The sequence below is a fragment of the Kitasatospora putterlickiae genome (genome assembly GCF_039527695.1).
GTDB lineage: Bacteria > Actinomycetota > Actinomycetes > Streptomycetales > Streptomycetaceae > Kitasatospora > Kitasatospora putterlickiae.
The window spans coordinates 23,803-41,395 of sequence record NZ_BAAAKJ010000078.1 but is presented as its reverse complement, the minus strand read 5'-3'; the positions used below and the strand labels follow the sequence as shown (position 1 = coordinate 41,395).

The window sequence follows — 17,593 nt, the reverse complement described above, 5'->3', positions numbered from 1 at the left end:
CGGCCGTCACCGACGGAGCGCCGGACGCGGCACCGGCCGAGGGGGTGCCGGACGCGTTCGTGCCGGCCGTGGCGCCGGACGCTGTGGTGCCGGCCGCGGTGGTGCCGGAGCCCGAGCCGGAGCTGGAGCACGCGGCGAGGCTCACCGCGGCCAGGGCCGTGAGGGTGGCGGCGAGAAGACGAGTGCGCATGGCGTCACCCTGTCATGTCCGCGCCGCTCAAGGGAAGATCCGCCGGGCCCGGGATCGGCTCCCGGGCCCGGCGTCCCGGACGGTCAGGAGAGGCCGTTGCTCTTCAGCCACTCCTTGGCGACCGCCGACGGGTCCTCCTTGTCGACGGCGACCTTCTTCATCAGCGCCAGCAGCCCCGCCGTGTCCAGCTTGGCCGACACCGCGTTGAGCGCGCCGGTCGCCGTGGCGTCCACCTTGGACCTGTTGACCAGCGGCGTGACGTTCTGGGCGGCGAACAGGTTCTTGGGATCGGTGAGCGGGACGAGCTTCAGCTGCGCGATCTTCGGGTCGGTGGAGAAGACGTTGCCTACCTGCACCGAGCCGTCCTTGACGGCGTTGGCGGTGGTCTCGCCGGTCGACTTCCACTCCTTGAACGTCAGGCCGTAGACGTCCTTGAGCGGCTGCTCCTGGCGGGACTTGAACTCCGGCGGGCCGCCGATGGTGAGCTCGCCCGCCTTTCCGGCCAGGTCGGCGATCGACTTCAGCCCGTACTTGTCGGCCGTCTCCTGGCTGACGCTCAGGGTGTCCTTGTCCTCGGCGGGGGAGGACTCCAGGATCGCGAGCGGCTCGGGCAGCGACTTGGCCAGCTCGGCGTTGACGGCGGTGGTGCCGGGATCCGCCGGCTTGCCGCCCAGGTAGGCGAGCAGCGAGCCGTTGTACTCGGGCAGCACGGACAGGCTGCCGCTCTGCACCTGGCCGTAGAGCACCTCGCGGCTGCCGATGTTGAACTTCTCCTCGACCTTCACGCCCTTGGCCTTGAGCGCCTGCGAGTAGATCGAGCCGAGCAGCACGTTCTCGGGGAAGTTGGCCGAGCCGACCACGACCGTCCCGCCGGCCGGGGCGCCCGCGGAAGTGCTGCCGACGGGCGCCGGGGCCGCCGAACCCTTGCCGCCCAGCGGGTCGTCGCCGGCGGACGAGCAGGCCGTCGCGGTCAGGGCGAGCGCGGCGAGCGCGGCCAGGGCGGCGGTGCGGCGGCCGACCGTCGCCGTTCTCAGCGGCGCGGATGCGGATGTCGACATGGTGATAGGTGTCCTTTCGAGGTGGACGTCACGGTCGGTCGAAGGGGGCGAGCGAAGGGGCGAGCGAAGGGGACGGGCGGAGGGGCGGTGCTGGAACGGCGGGCAGCCGCCGGAACGGAGGGCCTGGAACGGTCACGTCGGCTGCCGGGCCGCGGCCAGCTGCTGCGCACGCAGCCCGGGGGGCAGCGCGTACCTGGCGAGCAGGGCGAAGAACACCTGCGCCCCGACCGCGAGCAGCACGACCAGCAGCGCGCCGCCGACCGTCATCGCGTAGTCCCGGGTGGCCAGCCCGTCGACGACGTACCGGCCGAGCCCGCCGAGCCCGACGTACGCGGCCACCGTCGCCGTCGCGATGACCTGCACGGTCGCCGTCCGGAAGCCGGCCAGCAGGGTCGGCAGCGCCGACGGCACGCAGACCTGCCACAGCACCTGCGGGTGCGTCAGCCCGACGCCGCGCGCCGCGTCCCGCACGTCCGGATCGGTGCCGCGCACCCCCTCCACGGCGGCGACCAGCAGCGGCGGCGCGGCCAGCGCGACCAGTGGCACCAGCACGGCGGTGTCGCCGACCCCCGCCAGCAGCACCGCCAGCGTCACCAGCCCGAGCGTCGGCAGGGCGCGGGCGGCCCCGGCCATCGCGGTCACCACGGTGACGCCGCGCCCGGTGTAGCCGATCAGCAGGCCGAGCGGGACGGCCAGCAGCGCGGCGAAGAGCAGCGCCTCGCCGGAGAACAGCAGGTGCTCGGCGATCCGGTTGACGATCGAGTTCGGGCCGCTGCGGCGGTCCGGGTCGGAGAAGAAGTCCCCCAGCCAGGTGAGCCAGTTCACCGGCCCGCTCCCTTCTCCCGCACGGCCCAGGGCGCCAGCAGCCGGCGGGCGCCGACCAGCAGGAGGTCCACGGTCAGGGCGAGCGCGGCGATCAGCACGATTCCGGCCACGATCGGGGTCGGGAAGGTGCGCTGGAAGCCGTCGATGAACAGGTAGCCGAGCCCGCCGCGCCCGACCAGCGCGCCCACCGAGGCCAGCGAGATGCTGGAGACGGCCGCGACCCGCAGACCGGCCACCAGATAGGGGACGGCGGCGGGCAGTTCGACGGCGGCCAGCCGGTGCCACGGCCCGTAGCCCATCGCGGTCGCGGCCTGCCGCACCGGGTCGGGCACCGCGCGCAGCCCGTCCACCGTGGTGGGCAGCAGCACGGCGAGCGCGTAGAAGGTGAGCGGGATCATCACGGTGGTCTGGGTGGCCAGCCCCGTGTAGGGGATGAGGACCACGAAGACGGCCAGCGAGGGCAGCGCGTAGACGATGTTGAAGACGGCGGCGAGCGGCTGGTAGAGGCGCGGGAAGCGGGCGCAGGCCAGGCCGAGCGGAACCGCCAGCAGCAGGCCGATCAGGACCGGGAGCAGCGCGATGACGGCGTGGTCGGCGAGCAGGTCGCCGAGGTAGCCGAGGTGGTCGCCGATCCAGTACCAGCGGACGATCGGTTCATCGTCCACCGGTGGCTCCGTCCTTCTCGGCCTCGTTCGCGGCCGGCTCGTTCGCCCCGGCCTCGTTCACCTCTGCTTCGTCCGTCGCGGTCCGGTCCGCCGAGGGGACGTGGGCCACGCCGGCCGGGGACGTGCGGGCCGCGAGCGCCGCCAGTACGGCCTCGCGGTCGGCGGTGCCGGTCACCCGGCCGTCGGCGTCCAGGGCGAGCGCGATCCCGGCGGGGGAGAGCACGGCGGCGTCCAGCGCGGCGCGCAGCGTGTCGGCCTCGGGCCGGAACCCGGGCGCCGGCTGCAGGGCGGTGCCCGTCGCGTCCCGGTCGATCCACCCGATCGGGCGGCGCTCGTCGTCCAGCACGAGCTCCCACCCGTCGAAGCGCGCCCTGCCGCCCAGCCCCCGGCCGCCCGGCGTCCCTCCGCCCGGCGTCCCGCCGTTCGTCCCGCTGCCGTTCGCCGCGCCCGGTATCGGGCGCACCGCGACGGCCGTGGCGGGCCGCAGCCCGAGCCCGCGCAGGCCCCGGTCGCGGCCGAGGAAGGCGGCGACGTCCGCGTCGGCGGGCGCCGTGAGCAGCGTGTGCGGATCCGCGAGCTGGGCGATCCGGCCCCGCTCGCGCAGCACCACGACCTGGTCGCCGAGCCGGACGGCCTCCTCGATGTCGTGCGTCACGAACAGCACCGTCTTGTGCAGTTCGGCCTGCAGGCGCAGCAGCTCCTCCTGGAGCCCGGCCCGCACCACCGGGTCGACGGCGCTGAACGGCTCGTCCATCAGCAGCACCGGCGGATCGGCGGCCAGCGCCCTCGCCACGCCGACGCGTTGCTGCTGGCCGCCGGAGAGCTGGAACGGATAGCGCTTGGCGGTCTCCGGGGCGAGCCCGACCAGGTCGAGCAGCTCGGCCGCCCGGGCGCGCGCCTTCCTCCGGTCCCAGCCGAGCAGGTAGGGGACGGTCGCGACGTTGTCGATCACCCGGCGGTGCGGGAACAGCCCGGCCTGCTGGATCACGTACCCGATGCCCCGCCGCAGCTTGGCCGGGTCCAGCGCCGCGACGTCGGTGTCGTCCAGCAGGACCCGGCCCGAGGTCGGCTCGATCATGCGGTTGACCATCCGCAGCAGGGTGGTCTTCCCGCAGCCGGACGGTCCGACCAGCACGGTCGTGCGCCCGGTGGGGACGTCGAGGTCGAGGCCCTCGACGGCGACCGTGCCGTCGGGGTGGCGCTTGCCCGCGCCGTCGAATCTGATCACGGGGGGTGTCCTCGTCTCGGCGGCCCCCGGCGGCGGCGCCGATGGTGTCGTCTGGCGGTCTGTCGGTCTCGGTCGGTGTGCCTTCGGTCGCGTGGCTGCCCGCTCTGGCGGCGGTGGAAACTCTGATCAGCCTATGACCTGACGACCCCGCTGTCCCTGATTTACCAGCCGCATGTGTCAGCCGGACGGTGAGCCGTGGTCGGAACCGGCGTGCGCCGCGACAGGCGCTGATCCGACCACGGCCGGCGTCGTGATCCCGGACCGCTCACCCGCCCTGACGGGTCGGCAGCCCGGCCGCCGCCCAGCCGACGAACCCGCCGTCCAGGTCGGTCGCCCGGTGCAGGCCCAGGTCGCGCAGCGACGCCGCCGCCAGGCTCGACGCGTACCCTTCCGAGCAGACCAGGATCACCTCCAGGTCGTGACCGGTGGCCTCGGGGATCCGGTGACCGCCCGTCGGGTCCAGCCGCCACTCCAGGACGTTGCGCTCGATGATCAGCGCGCCGGGGATCTCACCCTCGGCCGCGCGCTGCGCCGCCGGGCGGATGTCCACCAGCAGGGCGCCGTCGCGCTGCGCGCGGAACGCCTCCTCGGCGCCGGGCCGGTGGACGCCCGCGCGGGAACGGGCGAGCAGGTCGTCGATCGTGGTCACCACTGGTCGGGTCCTTCCTCGGAGGTGCGGACCAGGCCGCCGGCCCGCAGGTCGTAGTGCGCCATCGAGCTGAGCGGCGGCGAGTAGGCGTGCAGCGTCACGGCCGGTCCGGACGCGGTGTTGCGGACGTCGTGCACGTAGTCGGGGCCGAAGGCGCGGACGGTGCCGGACTGGACCCGCCGGATCAGCAGGCCCTGCTCGGTGCCGCCCAGCGACAGCTCCTCCAGCTCGCCGAGCGCGACGGTGAACGCGCCGCGCGAGCCGCCGTGGTCGTGGAAGCCGGTGGACTGGCCGGGCAGCCAGCTGATCAGCCAGACCTCGTGGTCGTCGTCGGCCGCGAGCCGCCGGTACCAGCGCTCCTCGGTGGAGAGCCGTACGTGGTGGATCCACTGTTCGGGCTGTTCGGCCAGCTCGCGGACGATGGTCCGCAGCGCGCTCGGGGTGAGCGGCGCGCGGGCCTCCGGGGTGGTGGCGGGCGTGTCGGGGGCGAGGTCCAGGCTCATGTGGGTGTCCTCGGAGGAAGGCGGGAGGGGGAGTCGACCGAGGTGTGTGGCGCGCGCGCCGCCCGCACCGGACCCCATCGGTCGGACACCGGGGGGTGGCACGGTCACGCCGGTCGAAGGCGCGTCAGGAGTACCGCGGGTGCGCGGCGCGGGCCCTGGCGAACGTCACAGGGCGGGGCCGGCGGGGAAGGGGAAGATCAACAACAGGCACAGATGGAACTCGCCTGGCGCCGGAGGTCGACGTGCAGGCGGCAGACCAGAGTGGTGCCGGAGTCCATGAGCCGGATCCTTCCCGACGGACGCGGCGGGAGTCAAGCGCACACCGTCACAGCCGCCCGTTGCGCCCCTGGTCGGGTGCGGTGGCGCCGTGCTCCGCCTCCGGCGCCCGGCCGGGTCCGGGGACGGTCCCCGGCCGGCCGTTGGCCTTGCCGTCCCTCGGCGCCGTAGGTCCTCCTGCCGCCGGTCCCGCCGCCGCCGGCCCTGCCGTCGCCGCCGCCGGTTCTGCCGCCGCGGCCACTGGAGACGCCGGGGACGGGGTGTCCACCGGTTCCACGGTGGACGCCGGATCCGCCGCCGCCGGCGCGGGTGCGGGGGCCTCCGAAGCCGCCAGCGCCGCCGCGACGGCCGGTGCGGCCTGCTCGCCCAGGTACCGGCCGAGCGTCTGATATGCGTCGAACTGCCGGTGGTCGAACCACTGGTCGCCGGCACCGTCGTTCGGGAACGCCGGATCGGCCGCCGCGTACGCGTGCAGCTCGTACGGCATGCCCGGGGTGAGGACGGCCTGGGCGACGATCAGCGTGCCGTGCCGGGCCGAACCCGGCGGGCCGTCGTCGTCCCCGAGCTCCAGCGGCCACGGGTACACGATGTCGCCCACCACCACCGCCCGGGCGGAGAGCCGCTCGGCCAGCCGCGCCGCCAGGCCGCGCAACGGCGACTGGTCCCGGGCGGCCCCGGGTGCGCCGCCGCCCCCGGCACTGCCCGGGACCAGCAGCTCAGGCTCGCGCAGCGTGATGGCGATGCCCAACTCCTCCCGCGCCAGGGTGATCGCCGCCGCGAGCGCGCCCGCGAAGGCCGAGTCGCCGCTCGCGTCGACGCACACCGCCGTCCGCACGCCGTGCCGCAGCAACTCGACCAGGCCGAGGTTCTCGTAGTGCCCGCCGTCCGTGGTGAGCAGGAACCGCGCGTCCATCGGGTACCGCCCGCAGGCCTCCCGCAACTGGTAGGACAGCCGCCGGACGGCTGGCTGCGGCGCGTACCGCCAGTCCCGGTCGGCGGCCCAGAGCGGGGCGAGCGCCGCCGGATTGGGCAGCCAGGTGCCGAGACGCGCGTTGGTCACCGCGAACAGCCCCTGGTAGGCGCGGGAGCGGCGGCCCATCGCGGAGGAGAACGCCGCCCCGGAGACGGCCATCGCGGACTGCACCGTGAGGTCGCGGGCGATGTGCCGCCGGGTGCGCCGCTCCAGCAGGTCGGTGCGCGCGTACCCGACGTCCGGCCCGCCCACGTAGTCGTGCGAGAAGGTGAACGACACCGCCCGCCGGCCGGGCGGGGTGCGCGCGCTGCCGGAGAGGTTCGCCGCCGCCGCGAAGATCACCTGCGGGAAGTCCGGCCGGCGGGCGCCGTAGTGGCTGAGCCGGGTCTGCTCGCCGAAGAAGTGGTACGGCCGGGCCAGCACCTCTCCGGCCGCGTCCCCGTCACGGTCCCCGCCGTCCGAGCCTTCGCCGTCCGAGCCCTCACCCCCGTCCCTGCCCTCAACCGCTCCCTCGGCCGGCCCCTCCACCACCCGCCGGACCGCGAAGGCCGAGGCCAGCCGGCGCCGGTAGAAGGGGTGCAGGCCCATCCAGGTCTGGTCGAGGTTGAGCCCCACCGTGAGCAGGACCAGTGGCAGCAGCACCTGGAGCACGCCCGGCCAGGCGTGCCCGGTGGCCACCGCCCAGCCGAAGGTGAGCAGCGTGCCCGCGGTGAGCGCGGTCAGCGCCGACCAGAGCACCAGGTACTCGGTGATCCGCCCGGTGAGCCCGCCGGGCCGCCGCAGTCCGGCGCGCCGCACCCCGCGCAGCACACCGCCGAGCACCGCCGCGCCCTGTTCGATGGCGCGCCGGCCGTGCCAGAGGATGCCCAGCAGCAGCGCCAGGTAGCTGAGCAGCACGGTGAGGCTGATGCCGGCCCCGGTCTGCCGGGCGCCGACCGCGAGCGCGCTCTGCAGCGCGACCGCGCCCCACGCCAGCCCCGGGACGGCCAGCACGCCGACGGCGGTCAGCGCGGCCAGCGCGAGCGCGCCGTGCGAGAAGCGGCGCAGCACCCGCGGCAGCAGGGTGTTCCAGCCGAGCCAGGAGAAGGTGAGCAGCCACAGCAGCCACCCGGTGGTGGCGGTCGCCAGCAGTCCGGCGAGGGCGAACAGGGCGGGGGAGCGCACCGACGGCGGCCCGTCCAGGTCGGCGAGCGGGACGAGGTGGTAGCAGCGGCTCAGCCCCAGGCCCAGCACCAGGACGGTGGCGAGCAGCAGGGAGAGCGCCGCGACCAGGCCGCGCAGCAGCGTGCCGAGCGCCACCAGCCACTCGCCCGCGCCGTCCGCCAGGTACTTGGAGTGGCGCCGCAGGTGGTCCTCCTCGGGCGAGCCCGGTTCGAGCACGGTGTCGGCGCTCAGCCCGGAGCGGGCCCGGACCGGTCCGCCGGGCGCCGAGTCGCTCAGCGCCAGCTGCATCGCGCCGACGGTGTACCCGCCGCCGGAGACGGCGACCAGGTAGCGGGCCTGTTTCAGCCAGGGGCGCAGCGCCTGCAGCGCGCCGAGGGTGACGCAGGCCGATCGGATGCCGCCGCCGGAGACGCAGAAGCCGAGCCGGGCGTGCTCGCGCCCCGGCGGTACCCGGGCGGCGTTGCGCCAGCGGGCGTGCCGGGCGAGCGGCCCGTGGACCCTGGGCCCGGGCGGCCACCGCCCGCCCCGCGCGGTCACCACCGGCCACGGCGGGATCAGCGCGGGCCCCGCCCCGGTGTCCCCGCCCGCCTCCTCCAGCGGCCGGGGCAGCAGGGCGCGTACCGCCCGGTGCACGGTGGCGGCGCAGACGACGACCGCCACCGCGCCGGCGGGCGGCAGCAGCAGCCACTTGACCGTGGCGAAGGCGGCCGCCGCCGCGAACGGCGCGTCCCCGCCGGTCGGCCCGGGGCCGGCGTGGCCGAGCCCGATGGCCAGCAGGACGTCCTCGGCGAGGTCGCAGCCGCCGGCCAGCAGCCCGGCCAGGCCCGCGACGAGCGCGGTCAGCCGCCAGTGCGCCCGGGTGAACACGTGTCCGCCGAGCATCCCGGCCGCCGCCAGCGTCACCCCGAGGCCGCCGATCAGCCAGAGGTCGGCGTCCAGCGAGGCGCGGAAGTCCGGCGCCCGTCCGGCGAGCACGCCCTCGGCGGCGGCCCGCGAGCCGGCCAGCTGGAGCCGGACGTCCAGCGTGCCCTGGCCGGCGGGCGTCCGGCGGACGAACAGCAGCCAGCCCAGCACCGCCGGCACCGGCACCCCCAGCCCGAGCAGCAGCCCGCCCCAGGCGGGCACCCGCGCCGTCCCCCTCGCCCCGTCGGCCGTCACCATCCGTCCACCACCCCCTTCCAACCGCTCCGGGTCGCTCGGCGCCACACGGGGCCACACGGGGCCACTCCGAGCCGTCCGGCCACTTCGCGTCACGGGCTTCCTGCCCCGAACCACGCCGCCCCGCTCCTGGATTCACTCGAATGAGTAAGGATCGCGCTCCCGGGGTAGATGACCGTTTCATCCCACTGATTCATCCGGCCTGCCGGCCCCGCGTGTCCGCGCGGCAGGATCGCCCCAGCCGCGTCGCGTCCGACGTATTGTCAGGCGACCGAGGCCGGGCCTACGGTCGAGGCACCCACCCTCTACGCACGTAGACCGCGCTTCGGGCGCACCATGACGCGGACCGCGCACCGACCGCGCACCAGCCGCACCGCACGCAGACATCCACCGCAGGCAGCACCGCCCGCCAACCCTCGAACCGCGGGCCCGCCCCGGGACGGGCCGCGGAGTTGCGGAGGTACCCATGTCGCAGATCGTCCGTGCCGCCCTCGTCCAGACCCGCTGGACCGGCGACCAGGAGAGCATGATCGCCCTCCACGAGCGCTACGCCCGCGAGGCCGCCGCCCGGGGCGCGAAGATCCTCGGCTTCCAGGAGGTCTTCAACGCCCCGTACTTCTGCCAGGTCCAGGAGCCCGAGCACTACCGCTGGGCCGAACCCGTCCCCGACGGCCCCACCGTGCGCCGGATGAGCGACCTCGCCCGCGAGCTCGGCCTGGTCCTCGTCGTCCCCGTCTACGAGGAGGAGCAGCCCGGCGTCTACTACAACACCGCCGCCGTGATCGACGCCGACGGCCGCTACCTCGGCAAGTACCGCAAGCACCACATCCCGCAGGTCAAGGGCTTCTGGGAGAAGTACTACTTCAAGCCCGGCAACCTCGGCTGGCCGGTCTTCGACACCGCCGTCGGCAAGGTCGGCGTCTACATCTGTTACGACCGGCACTTCCCCGAAGGGTGGCGCGCCCTCGGCCTCCGCGGCGCGCAGATCGTCTACAACCCCTCCGCGACCAGCCGCAGCCTCTCCGCCTACCTCTGGCAGCTCGAACAGCCGGCCGCCGCGGTCGCCAACGCCTACTACGTGGCCGCGATCAACCGCGTCGGCACCGAGGAGTACGGCGACAACGACTTCTACGGCACCTCCTACTTCGTCGACCCGCGCGGGCGGTTCGTCGGCGACGTCGCCTCCGACAAGGAGGAGGAACTGGTCGTCCGCGACCTCGACCTCGGGCTCATCGAAGAGGTCCGCAGGCAGTGGGCGTTCTACCGTGACCGCCGCCCCGAGGCCTACGGCCCGCTGACCGAGGCGTGAGGGAGGCGACCCCCGTGACCGACCCCGTGACCACCCCCGCCGTGCCCCGCCGCACCGCCGTCCGCGGCGGACTCGTCATCACCGCCACCGAGGAACTGCGCGCCGACGTCCTCATCGAGGGCGAACGGATCGCCGCCCTCGCCGCCACCGGCAGCGAGGCCGCCCTCTCCTGGACCGCCGACACCGTCATCGACGCGGCCGGCCACTACGTCATCCCGGGCGGCGTCGACGTCCACACCCACATGGAACTCCCGTTCGGCGGCACCCACGCATCCGACACCTTCGAGACCGGCACCCGCGCCGCCGCCTGGGGCGGCACCACCACCATCGTCGACTTCGCCGTCCAGCCCGTCGGAGGCAGCCTGCGCGAGGGCCTGGACGCCTGGCACGCCAAGGCCGACGGTAACTGCGCGATCGACTACGCCTTCCACACCATCGTCTCCGACGTCACCGACGCCGTCCTCAAGGAGATGGACACCCTCGTCGACTCGGGCGAGTCCACCTCCTTCAAGCTGTTCATGGCCTACCCCGGCGTCTTCTACAGCGACGACGGACGCATCCTGCGCGCCATGCAGCGCGCCGCCGCCAACGGCGGAATGATCATGATGCACGCCGAGAACGGCATCGCCATCGACGTCCTCGTCGAACAGGCCCTCGCCGCCGGCCGCACCGCCCCCCGCCACCACGGCGAGGTCCGCCGCGAACTGCTGGAGGCCGAGGCCACCCACCGCGCGATCAGACTCGCCCAGGTCGCCGGCAGCCCGCTCTACGTCGTCCACGTCTCCGCCGCCTCCGCGCTCGCCGAACTCGCCCGCGCCCGCGACGACGGCCACCCCGTCTTCGGCGAGACCTGCCCCCAGTACCTCTTCCTCTCCACCGACGACCTCGCCGAGGAGGGCGACGACGGCTTCGAGGGCGCCAAGTACGTGTGCAGCACTCCGCTGCGCCCCCGCGAGCACCAGGCGGCCCTCTGGCGCGGCCTGCGCACCAACGACCTCCAGGTGGTCTCCACCGACCACTGCCCGTTCTGCTACACCGGCCAGAAGGAACTCGGCCGCGGCGACTTCTCCAAGATCCCCAACGGCCTGCCCGGCGTCGAGAACCGGATGGACCTCCTTCACCAGGCCGTCGTCGACGGACACCTCAGCCGCCGCCGCTGGATCGAACTCGCCTGCACCACCCCGGCCCGGATGTTCGGCCTGCACCCCCGCAAGGGCACCCTCGCCCCCGGCGCCGACGCCGACGTGGTCGTCTACGACCCCACCGCCGTGCAGACCGTCGCCGCCGCCACCCACCACATGAACGTCGACTACTCGGCGTACGAGGGACGCACCCTCACCGGCCGCGCCCGCACCGTCCTCTCCCGGGGCACCGTCGTCCTCGACCACGGCACCTGGCTCGGCCGGCCCGGCCACGGCACCTTCCTGCGCCGCGACACCTGCCAGTACCTGGGCTGAGCCCGCCCCCGCCTTCCCCGCTCTCCTTCCCCTCCCCTCCCACCGGAGCCACCATGGACATCGGCCTCGTCCTGCAGACCGACCCGCCCGCCCGCCTGCTCATCGACCGCATGGTCCGCGCCGAACGGGCCGGCTTCACCCACGGCTGGACCTTCGACTCCTGTGTTCTGTGGCAGGAGCCCTTCGTCGTCTACAGCCGCGTCCTGGCCGAGACCAGCACCCTCACCGTCGGCCCCATGGTCACCAACCCCTCCACCCGCACCTGGGAGGTCACCGCCTCCCTGTTCGCCACCCTCAACGACATGTACGGCAACCGCACCGTCTGCGGCATCGGCCGCGGCGACTCCGCCATGCGCGTCGCCGGCCGCAAGCCCGCCACCCTGGAACGGCTCTCCCAGGCCATGCACGCCATCAAGGAACTCGCCGAGGGCCGCACCACCGAGGTCGACGGCACCGAGATGCACCTGCCCTGGGTCGGCGAGGGCGCCACCCTGCCCGTCTGGATGGGCGCCTACGGTCCCAAGGCCCTCGCCTTGACCGGCCGCCAGGCCGACGGCTTCATCCTCCAGCTCGCCGACCCCTTCCTCACCGAGTACATGGTCAAGGCCGTCCGCGACGCCGCCGCCGAAGCCGGCCGCGACCCCGACGCGCTCACCGTCTGCGTCGCCGCCCCCGCCTACGTCACCGCCGACGACTCCCCGGCCACCCTCGCCCACGCCCGCGAACAGTGCCGCTGGTTCGGCGGCATGGTCGGCAACCACGTCGCCGACCTGGTCCGCCACTACGGCGAACACTCCGGCCTGGTCCCCGACGCCCTCACCGCCTACATCAAGGACCGCCAGGGCTACGACTACAGCCACCACGGCCGCGCCGGAAACCCCGACACCGCCTTCGTCCCCGACGAGATCGTCGACCGCTTCTGTCTCATCGGCCCCACCGCCACCCACCTCGCCCGCCTCGACCACCTCCGCACCCTCGGCGTCGACCAGTTCGCCATCTACGCCATGCACAACGCCGTCGAACCCACCATCGACGCCTACGGCACCACCGTCATCCCCACCCTGCGCGCTACCCGCTGAACCACGGCCCGCCGGCGGCCCAGTGCCTCACCCATCCCGCGAAGCCCGGCTCGGCGGTGCTGGATCCGAACTCCGCGCCGAACGGAGCCGCGCCCTCCCCGCCGACGTACCAGACGTGCCCACGGTGGGGGCCCGTGACGACGAGATGCCAGTACACGCCGCAGCCCTCGGTCCCCAGCACGACCGAACCGTGGTCGAAGACCTGGTCGAGGACCGGGTCGACCTCGGCGGAGGGCCTCGGGTCGTCCTCCCACACCCACGGCCCGGTCAGCGGGAAGGGACGGCCCAGGTCGCGCTCCGGCCGACCGGCACCCCAGTCGTCGGGCAGCTCGGCGAGTCCCACGAGCCCGTACCGTGGCGGCCCGGCCGCGGAGCCGTCCGCGACCTCCGCGACCACCGTCCGGTACGGCTCGGGCAGGACCACGCCGTGCACCGCCTCGAAGGCGCGCACGGCGTCCCAGCCCAGCGCCGGGCCACCCCCGTTCGCGGTGGCGAAGGCGGCCCGGATCGCGGCGAGGTCGCGAGGGTCGGCGTGCTCCGTGTTCACGGCCCCATGGATATCACTCGGCTCCGACAGCGGGCGCGTGAAAGCGCCGGGCCGTCGACAGGCGTACGGCTCGTCCTGGGCCGAGTTGTGGCCACCCGAGGCCTACCGTCGCGCCCGTGCGGGACGCTGACCTCAGGTCAGCGCGGCCGCGACGAGTGCGGCCGTCCCGGCGAGCAGCGGCTCGTCGGCGGGTGCGGTCGGCTCGGGCCTGGTGGACAGCATCGCGATCGTGATCGGCCCCCGGTCCGGGGGCCAGGTGACGCCGACGTCGTTGGTGGTGCCGTAGTCGCCGGTGCCGGTCTTCTCCGCGACGGTCCAGTCCGCCGGCAGGCCGGCCCGCAGGCGGCGGGCACCGGTCGTGTTGTTCAACAGCCACCCGGTGAGCCGGTGACGGTCGGGGGCGTCGAGGGCGTCGCCGGTGGTGAGGCGGGCGTAGGTGCGGGCGATGGCGCGCGGGGTGGTGGTATCGGTGATCCGGCCGGGTTCCGCGGAGTTGAGCGCGGGCTCCCAGCGGTCGAGGCGGGTCGCGCGGTCGCCGATGGAGCGGCAGAAGCGGGTGACGGCCGGGGGCCCGCCGAGTTCGCGCAGCAGGAGGTTGGCGGCGGCGTTGTCGCTGTACGCGATGGCCGCCGCGCACAACTCCTCGCCGGTCATGCCCGCTTCGAGGTTCGCGGGCAGCCCCGTGATCGGCGCGTAGGCCGCTTCCGTGACGTCGTTCCGCGTGTAGCGGACGCGCTCGGCGAGGAACACGCCGTCGCGATCGAGGTCCCGCAGCGCCGCCGCCACGGCGATCGTCTTGAACGTCGAGCACATCGGGAACAGCTCGTCCGCGCGGTACGCCACCGTCCTCCCGGTGGCCGCGTCCTGGGCGAAGACGCCCAGCCGCCCCGCGTGCTCCTGCTCAAGTGCCCGTAGTCGGCCGGCGAGTTCTTCCCTACCGTCCTGGGCGAAGGCGCGCCCACCTCTCGGGACCGCGACCGCAAGGGTGGCGGCGGCGACCGCGCCAAGAACTCGCCGTCGACTTGGTCGCCGTCCCATCGGGGTCTCCCGTCGTCCGCGCCTGCTGGGGGTCTCCGTCTGTGCGGAGGGTCCCGTTGGATCCACACCGTAGTGCGAGGGGCGGGGGCGGCGGTGGATGCCGGGAAGCGGCCTGGCCCGCGCCGGCCGTGGTGCCGCTCGCCCGGCTGGAGGGGCTACGCCCCCGCAGCTGCGGAATCCGCAGCTTCCTTTGCTTCGGGCATCGCCCGCGTTCCTCGTGCCCGCCGTCGTGGGGAGAGGCTATCCGGCGAGGCGGCCGAGGCGGGTGACGTGCGTGAGGACCTGGGCGGGGCCGTCCTCCGTCTTGAGGGTCGCGGCGATGGCTCGGGCGTGGGTGCGGTGGTGGGGGGTGTCGAGGGCTTTGCGGATGGCGGTGGCGAGGCGGGAAGGGGTGAGGTGGGAGAGGGGGACGGGGCCGGGGGAGGTGCCGAGGCGGGTGAGGCGGGCGGACCAGAAGGGGGCGTCGAGTTGGGCGGGGACGGGGACGGTGGGGGTGCCGGCGCGGAGAGTGGCGGCGGTGGTGCCGGCGCCGGCGTGGTGGATGGTGACGGCGGTGCGGGGGAAGAGCCAGTCGTGCGGGGTGTCGCCGATGGTGAGGACGTCGTCGCCGTCGTCGGCGGCGAGCCCGCTCCAGCCGGACTGGAGGACGGCCCGGACGCGGGCGGCGCGGACGGCGGCGAGGATCGTGGTGGTGAGGCGCTCGGCGTCGGGGACGACGAGGCTGCCGAATCCGATGTAGACCGGGGGCGGCCCGGAGGCGAGGAAGTCGAGGAGGCGGGGCGGGGGTTGCCAGCCGGGGTCGGGCCGGGGCCACCAGTAGCCGGTGACGGCGTGGGACGGATGCCAGTCGGCGGGGCGCGGGACGACGTGGGGCGAAAAGCCGTGCAGCACCGTTCGGTTGCGCCGGGCGCTCGCCACGGTTCGGCGGGGCAGCCCGAGTTGGCGGCGCAGCGCGCTGACGGCGGGCGCGAAGAGGTGGTCGACGGCGGCCTGGACGGCGTGGCCGGCGAGCAGGTTGCCGGGGCCGCCGAGTGAGCGGCTGCCGAGGACGGCCGGGGTGAACGCGCGGGTGGGGGAGAGCGGTTGGAGGTGGAGCGCGATGTTCGGGATGCCGGCGGCCTCGGCGACGACCTGGCCGAGGTCGGCCGTGGCGCTGGTGGTGAGAAGGAGGTCGGCGCCCGGTTCGGCCGCGGTGGCGATGCCCGCGCCGAGGGCTGGCATGAACGTGCGGGCGAGGCGGGTCAGTTGGAGGAGGCCGAGCGGTCCGGCGCCGGCGCGCAGGAGTCGTCGGCCTCGGGTGGAGGCGAGTTCGGCGCGCGGGTCGACGGGGAGCGGGCGGAAATCGAGGCCGGCGGCGCGCACGGAGTCGGCGAAGGTGGTGTGGGTGGCGAGGGCCACCTGATGGCCGGCCGCGCTCAGACGGTCGCCGAGCCCGATGAAGGGGGCGACGTCGCCCCGCGAGCCGGCGGTGGCGATCAGGATGCGCATGGTCGCAGTATCGCGGGGTAGTCGGGCCCGGAGAAGGGCGCCACGCGCCACGCCGCCGCTGGGGGCGATGGCAGGGCGGGGCGATGGCGGCGGGCCGGGAACCGCCGGACACCGGTGCGGCGTCCTCGCAGGTGGTACGGCGCGCACGGGGCCGCCGTACGGCGTGAAGGGCGGGAGGACACGGATGAGCTTCGTCGCATGGATCGTGCTGGGCCTGGTGGCCGGGGCCCTGGCCAAACTGCTGCTGCCGGGCCGGGACCCGGGCGGCCTGGTGGTGACCACCCTGATCGGCGTCGCCGGCTCCTTCGTCGGCGGCTGGATCTCCTCGAAGTTCCTGCACCGCCCGGTGACGGCCCACTTCTTCGACCTGGCGACCTGGGCGTCCGCGATCGGCGGGGCGCTCGTGCTGCTGATCCTGTACCGGCTCGTGTTCGGCCACTCCCGGGACTGAGCGGCGGGAGAAGGACGGGAAGGCGGCGGGGCTGCCCGTCAGGCGTCGGCCGCCAGGCCGCGCAGGAGAAGCTTCCAGAGGGCCTCGAACCGGTCCTCGGCCGCCGGGTCGGACCAGCCGGCCGCGTGGGCGGGGTGGTGGAAGTGGGCGGTCGCCTCAAGCACCGCGCGGGCGGTCGCGGAGATCGGGGTGTGCCGAAAGTCCCCCTTCTCGATGCCGTCCTGGATGATCTGGGCGATCTGGTCGATCAGCGTGTCCACGTGGGCGTCGACGATGTGGCTCGCCTCGGCGACCAGTGTCAGGTAGGTCGCGAAGAGCTGCGGGTCATCGAGTGCCTTCTCGCGCTTGGCGGCGAACAGCGTGGTGAGCCACCGGTGCAGGCGCTCGGCGGCCGGACCGGGCTCGATGGCGATGAAGCGCAGGTCGTCGTGGGCCTGGGCGAGCCAGCGTTCGGTGACGGCCTCGCGCAGTGCCGTCTTGCTGGAGAAGAACCGGTAGACGCTGCCGTGGCTGACGCCGAGGGTGCGGGCGACGTCGACGACGGTGGCCTTGGCCGGGCCGAACCGCCTGAGGGCGTCCTCCGTCGCGCTCAGGATCTGTTCGGTGGTGAGTGCGCTGTCCGTGGCCACGGCGAGGTTCGTCCTTACGGGTGAGGCGTCCGCCCGCCGGGGTGCGGCGGACGGGCGGCCGGCCGGTTGGCGGCCGTCGGCGGATGGTGCGGGTGCGGAAGGCCCCGCCCGTGGCGCGCGTTCGTCGCGGGTGGGACCGCGGCTCGGCGCTCGCCGTCGAGATGGGCCATCTGGGCGGCAGCGTACCGTTCCCCGGCCCCGGAACCGGCGGGGACGGCCGCGTCGATGGCCGCGAGGTCCGCCTCGGTGAGGATGGCGTTCCGGCGCGCCGGACGCATCGGCGAGCCGGCTGCGGCGGCGGTCTCTTTGACCGGTGCAGCCGGGCCCGTGCGGGGTGGCGACCCCCGCGGAGGACAGATTTCAGAATCTGCTATCTGCTATCTGTCATCTGAAATCTGTCAGCTGTCATTTGTCAGACGTCCGGGACGCACCCGCTGTGCCTCCCCGGTGCCCCCGCCAGGTCCCGTCACCCGTCAGTCGGTCACCCGGCTCCGGTTCTCGTACGCCAGATCGAGGTACTCGGGGTGTCGGGACATCCACCCCTTGATGAACGGGCACGTCGCCAGCACCGCCAGTCCCCGTGCCCGCGCATCGTCCAGCGCCGCCCGCGCCAGCGCCCCGCCGATGCCCTGCCCCTCGTACGCCGGCTCGACGACGGTGTGCGGGTACACCACCAGTTCCTCGCTGCGCATGTACTCCGCGAACCCGGCCAGGTGGTCGTCCAGCCATGCCTCGAACCGGCCGGCGCCCTCGGCATCACGGATCGTGACCGTCATCGCGGACTCCTCACTGATCGTCGCGGAGCCGCGGCAGGCGGCCCCGGTCCATCATCCGGCGGCCGCCCGCGCCCCGCTCGCGGGGCGGCGCCATGCGCGACCGGGGTGCGCGAGACCGGCCGGACCGGTG

The 17,593-nt window shown here is 74.5% G+C and carries 17 protein-coding genes and 2 pseudogenes; 4 read left to right on the top strand and 15 right to left on the bottom strand.

Annotated features, from left to right (window positions below; translation table 11 throughout):
• From ABD308_RS09110 to ABD308_RS09070, 9 genes and pseudogenes are all read right to left on the bottom strand, one after another.
• Positions 1 to 190 (bottom strand): annotated as a pseudogene (locus ABD308_RS09110) (DUF4232 domain-containing protein); the annotation flags it as partial.
• An 83-nt stretch (positions 191 to 273) separates the two neighbouring features.
• Positions 274 to 1,248: an ABC transporter substrate-binding protein gene (locus ABD308_RS09105; RefSeq protein ID WP_344330509.1), complete on the bottom strand. Its 975-nt coding sequence runs from the start codon at positions 1,246 to 1,248 to the stop codon at positions 274 to 276.
• 132 nt (positions 1,249 to 1,380) lie between these two features.
• A complete protein-coding gene (locus ABD308_RS09100; RefSeq protein WP_344330507.1) occupies positions 1,381 to 2,073 on the bottom strand; it encodes an ABC transporter permease in 693 nt (230 codons plus the stop codon).
• Positions 2,070 to 2,738, bottom strand: a complete 669-nt coding sequence (locus ABD308_RS09095; RefSeq protein ID WP_344330505.1) for an ABC transporter permease — start codon at positions 2,736 to 2,738, stop codon at positions 2,070 to 2,072. Before ABD308_RS09095 ends, ABD308_RS09100 begins: the two co-directional genes overlap by 4 nt.
• Positions 2,728 to 3,966 (bottom strand): ABC transporter ATP-binding protein, encoded by a 1,239-nt coding sequence (locus ABD308_RS09090; RefSeq protein ID WP_344330504.1) that lies wholly within the window; start codon positions 3,964 to 3,966, stop codon positions 2,728 to 2,730. Before ABD308_RS09090 ends, ABD308_RS09095 begins: the two co-directional genes overlap by 11 nt.
• A 265-nt stretch (positions 3,967 to 4,231) precedes the next feature.
• A complete protein-coding gene (locus ABD308_RS09085) occupies positions 4,232 to 4,618 on the bottom strand; it encodes a rhodanese-like domain-containing protein (protein ID WP_344330503.1) in 387 nt (128 codons plus the stop codon).
• Positions 4,612 to 5,118 (bottom strand): cysteine dioxygenase, encoded by a 507-nt coding sequence (locus ABD308_RS09080; RefSeq protein WP_344330501.1) that lies wholly within the window; start codon positions 5,116 to 5,118, stop codon positions 4,612 to 4,614. Before ABD308_RS09080 ends, ABD308_RS09085 begins: the two co-directional genes overlap by 7 nt.
• Before the next feature lie 197 nt (positions 5,119 to 5,315).
• A complete protein-coding gene (locus ABD308_RS09075) occupies positions 5,316 to 5,396 on the bottom strand; it encodes a putative leader peptide (protein ID WP_344330530.1) in 81 nt (26 codons plus the stop codon).
• 47 nt (positions 5,397 to 5,443) lie between these two features.
• Complete coding sequence (locus ABD308_RS09070) at positions 5,444 to 8,692, bottom strand: hypothetical protein (protein WP_344330500.1); 3,249 nt, start codon at positions 8,690 to 8,692, stop codon at positions 5,444 to 5,446.
• Positions 8,693 to 9,155: 463 nt separating this feature from the next.
• On the opposite strand from ABD308_RS09070, the gene ABD308_RS09065 reads away from it, so the two are divergent.
• Genes ABD308_RS09065 through ABD308_RS09055 form a run of 3 tightly spaced genes read left to right on the top strand, consistent with a single transcriptional unit; the run spans position 9,156 to position 12,534 of the window.
• On the top strand, positions 9,156 to 9,998 hold the full coding sequence (locus ABD308_RS09065) for a nitrilase-related carbon-nitrogen hydrolase (RefSeq protein ID WP_344330498.1): 843 nt from the start codon (positions 9,156 to 9,158) through the stop codon (positions 9,996 to 9,998).
• Positions 9,999 to 10,039: 41 nt separating this feature from the next.
• Entirely contained in the window at positions 10,040 to 11,455 is a 1,416-nt protein-coding gene (gene hydA / locus ABD308_RS09060) for a dihydropyrimidinase (protein WP_344330522.1), read from the top strand.
• A 53-nt stretch (positions 11,456 to 11,508) separates the two neighbouring features.
• Positions 11,509 to 12,534: a TIGR03842 family LLM class F420-dependent oxidoreductase gene (locus ABD308_RS09055; RefSeq protein WP_344330496.1), complete on the top strand. Its 1,026-nt coding sequence runs from the start codon at positions 11,509 to 11,511 to the stop codon at positions 12,532 to 12,534.
• On the opposite strand, the gene ABD308_RS09050 is transcribed toward ABD308_RS09055, so the two are convergent.
• From ABD308_RS09050 to ABD308_RS09040, 3 genes are all read right to left on the bottom strand, one after another.
• A complete protein-coding gene (locus ABD308_RS09050; protein ID WP_344330494.1) occupies positions 12,524 to 13,081 on the bottom strand; it encodes an SMI1/KNR4 family protein in 558 nt (185 codons plus the stop codon). The genes ABD308_RS09055 and ABD308_RS09050 overlap by 11 nt on opposite strands.
• A gap of 132 nt (positions 13,082 to 13,213) precedes the next feature.
• Entirely contained in the window at positions 13,214 to 14,119 is a 906-nt protein-coding gene (gene bla / locus ABD308_RS09045; protein ID WP_344330490.1) for a class A beta-lactamase, read from the bottom strand.
• Between the two features lie 240 nt (positions 14,120 to 14,359).
• On the bottom strand, positions 14,360 to 15,607 hold the full coding sequence (locus ABD308_RS09040; protein WP_344330484.1) for a glycosyltransferase: 1,248 nt from the start codon (positions 15,605 to 15,607) through the stop codon (positions 14,360 to 14,362).
• Between the two features lie 184 nt (positions 15,608 to 15,791).
• Between ABD308_RS09040 and ABD308_RS09035 the strand changes: the two genes are divergently transcribed.
• On the top strand, positions 15,792 to 16,058 hold the full coding sequence (locus ABD308_RS09035; RefSeq protein WP_344330479.1) for a GlsB/YeaQ/YmgE family stress response membrane protein: 267 nt from the start codon (positions 15,792 to 15,794) through the stop codon (positions 16,056 to 16,058).
• A gap of 38 nt (positions 16,059 to 16,096) precedes the next feature.
• On the opposite strand, the gene ABD308_RS09030 is transcribed toward ABD308_RS09035, so the two are convergent.
• The 3 genes and pseudogenes from ABD308_RS09030 to ABD308_RS09020 form a co-directional block, all read right to left on the bottom strand.
• Positions 16,097 to 16,687, bottom strand: a complete 591-nt coding sequence (locus ABD308_RS09030) for a TetR/AcrR family transcriptional regulator (protein ID WP_344330475.1) — start codon at positions 16,685 to 16,687, stop codon at positions 16,097 to 16,099.
• Between the two features lie 146 nt (positions 16,688 to 16,833).
• A pseudogene (locus tag ABD308_RS09025) lies at positions 16,834 to 16,987 on the bottom strand (aldo/keto reductase); the annotation flags it as partial.
• A gap of 173 nt (positions 16,988 to 17,160) precedes the next feature.
• Positions 17,161 to 17,463 carry a GNAT family N-acetyltransferase gene (locus ABD308_RS09020; protein WP_344330471.1) on the bottom strand — a complete coding sequence of 101 codons (303 nt, stop codon included), beginning with the start codon at positions 17,461 to 17,463 and terminating at the stop codon, positions 17,161 to 17,163.
• Positions 17,464 to 17,593: the final 130 nt, after the last annotated feature.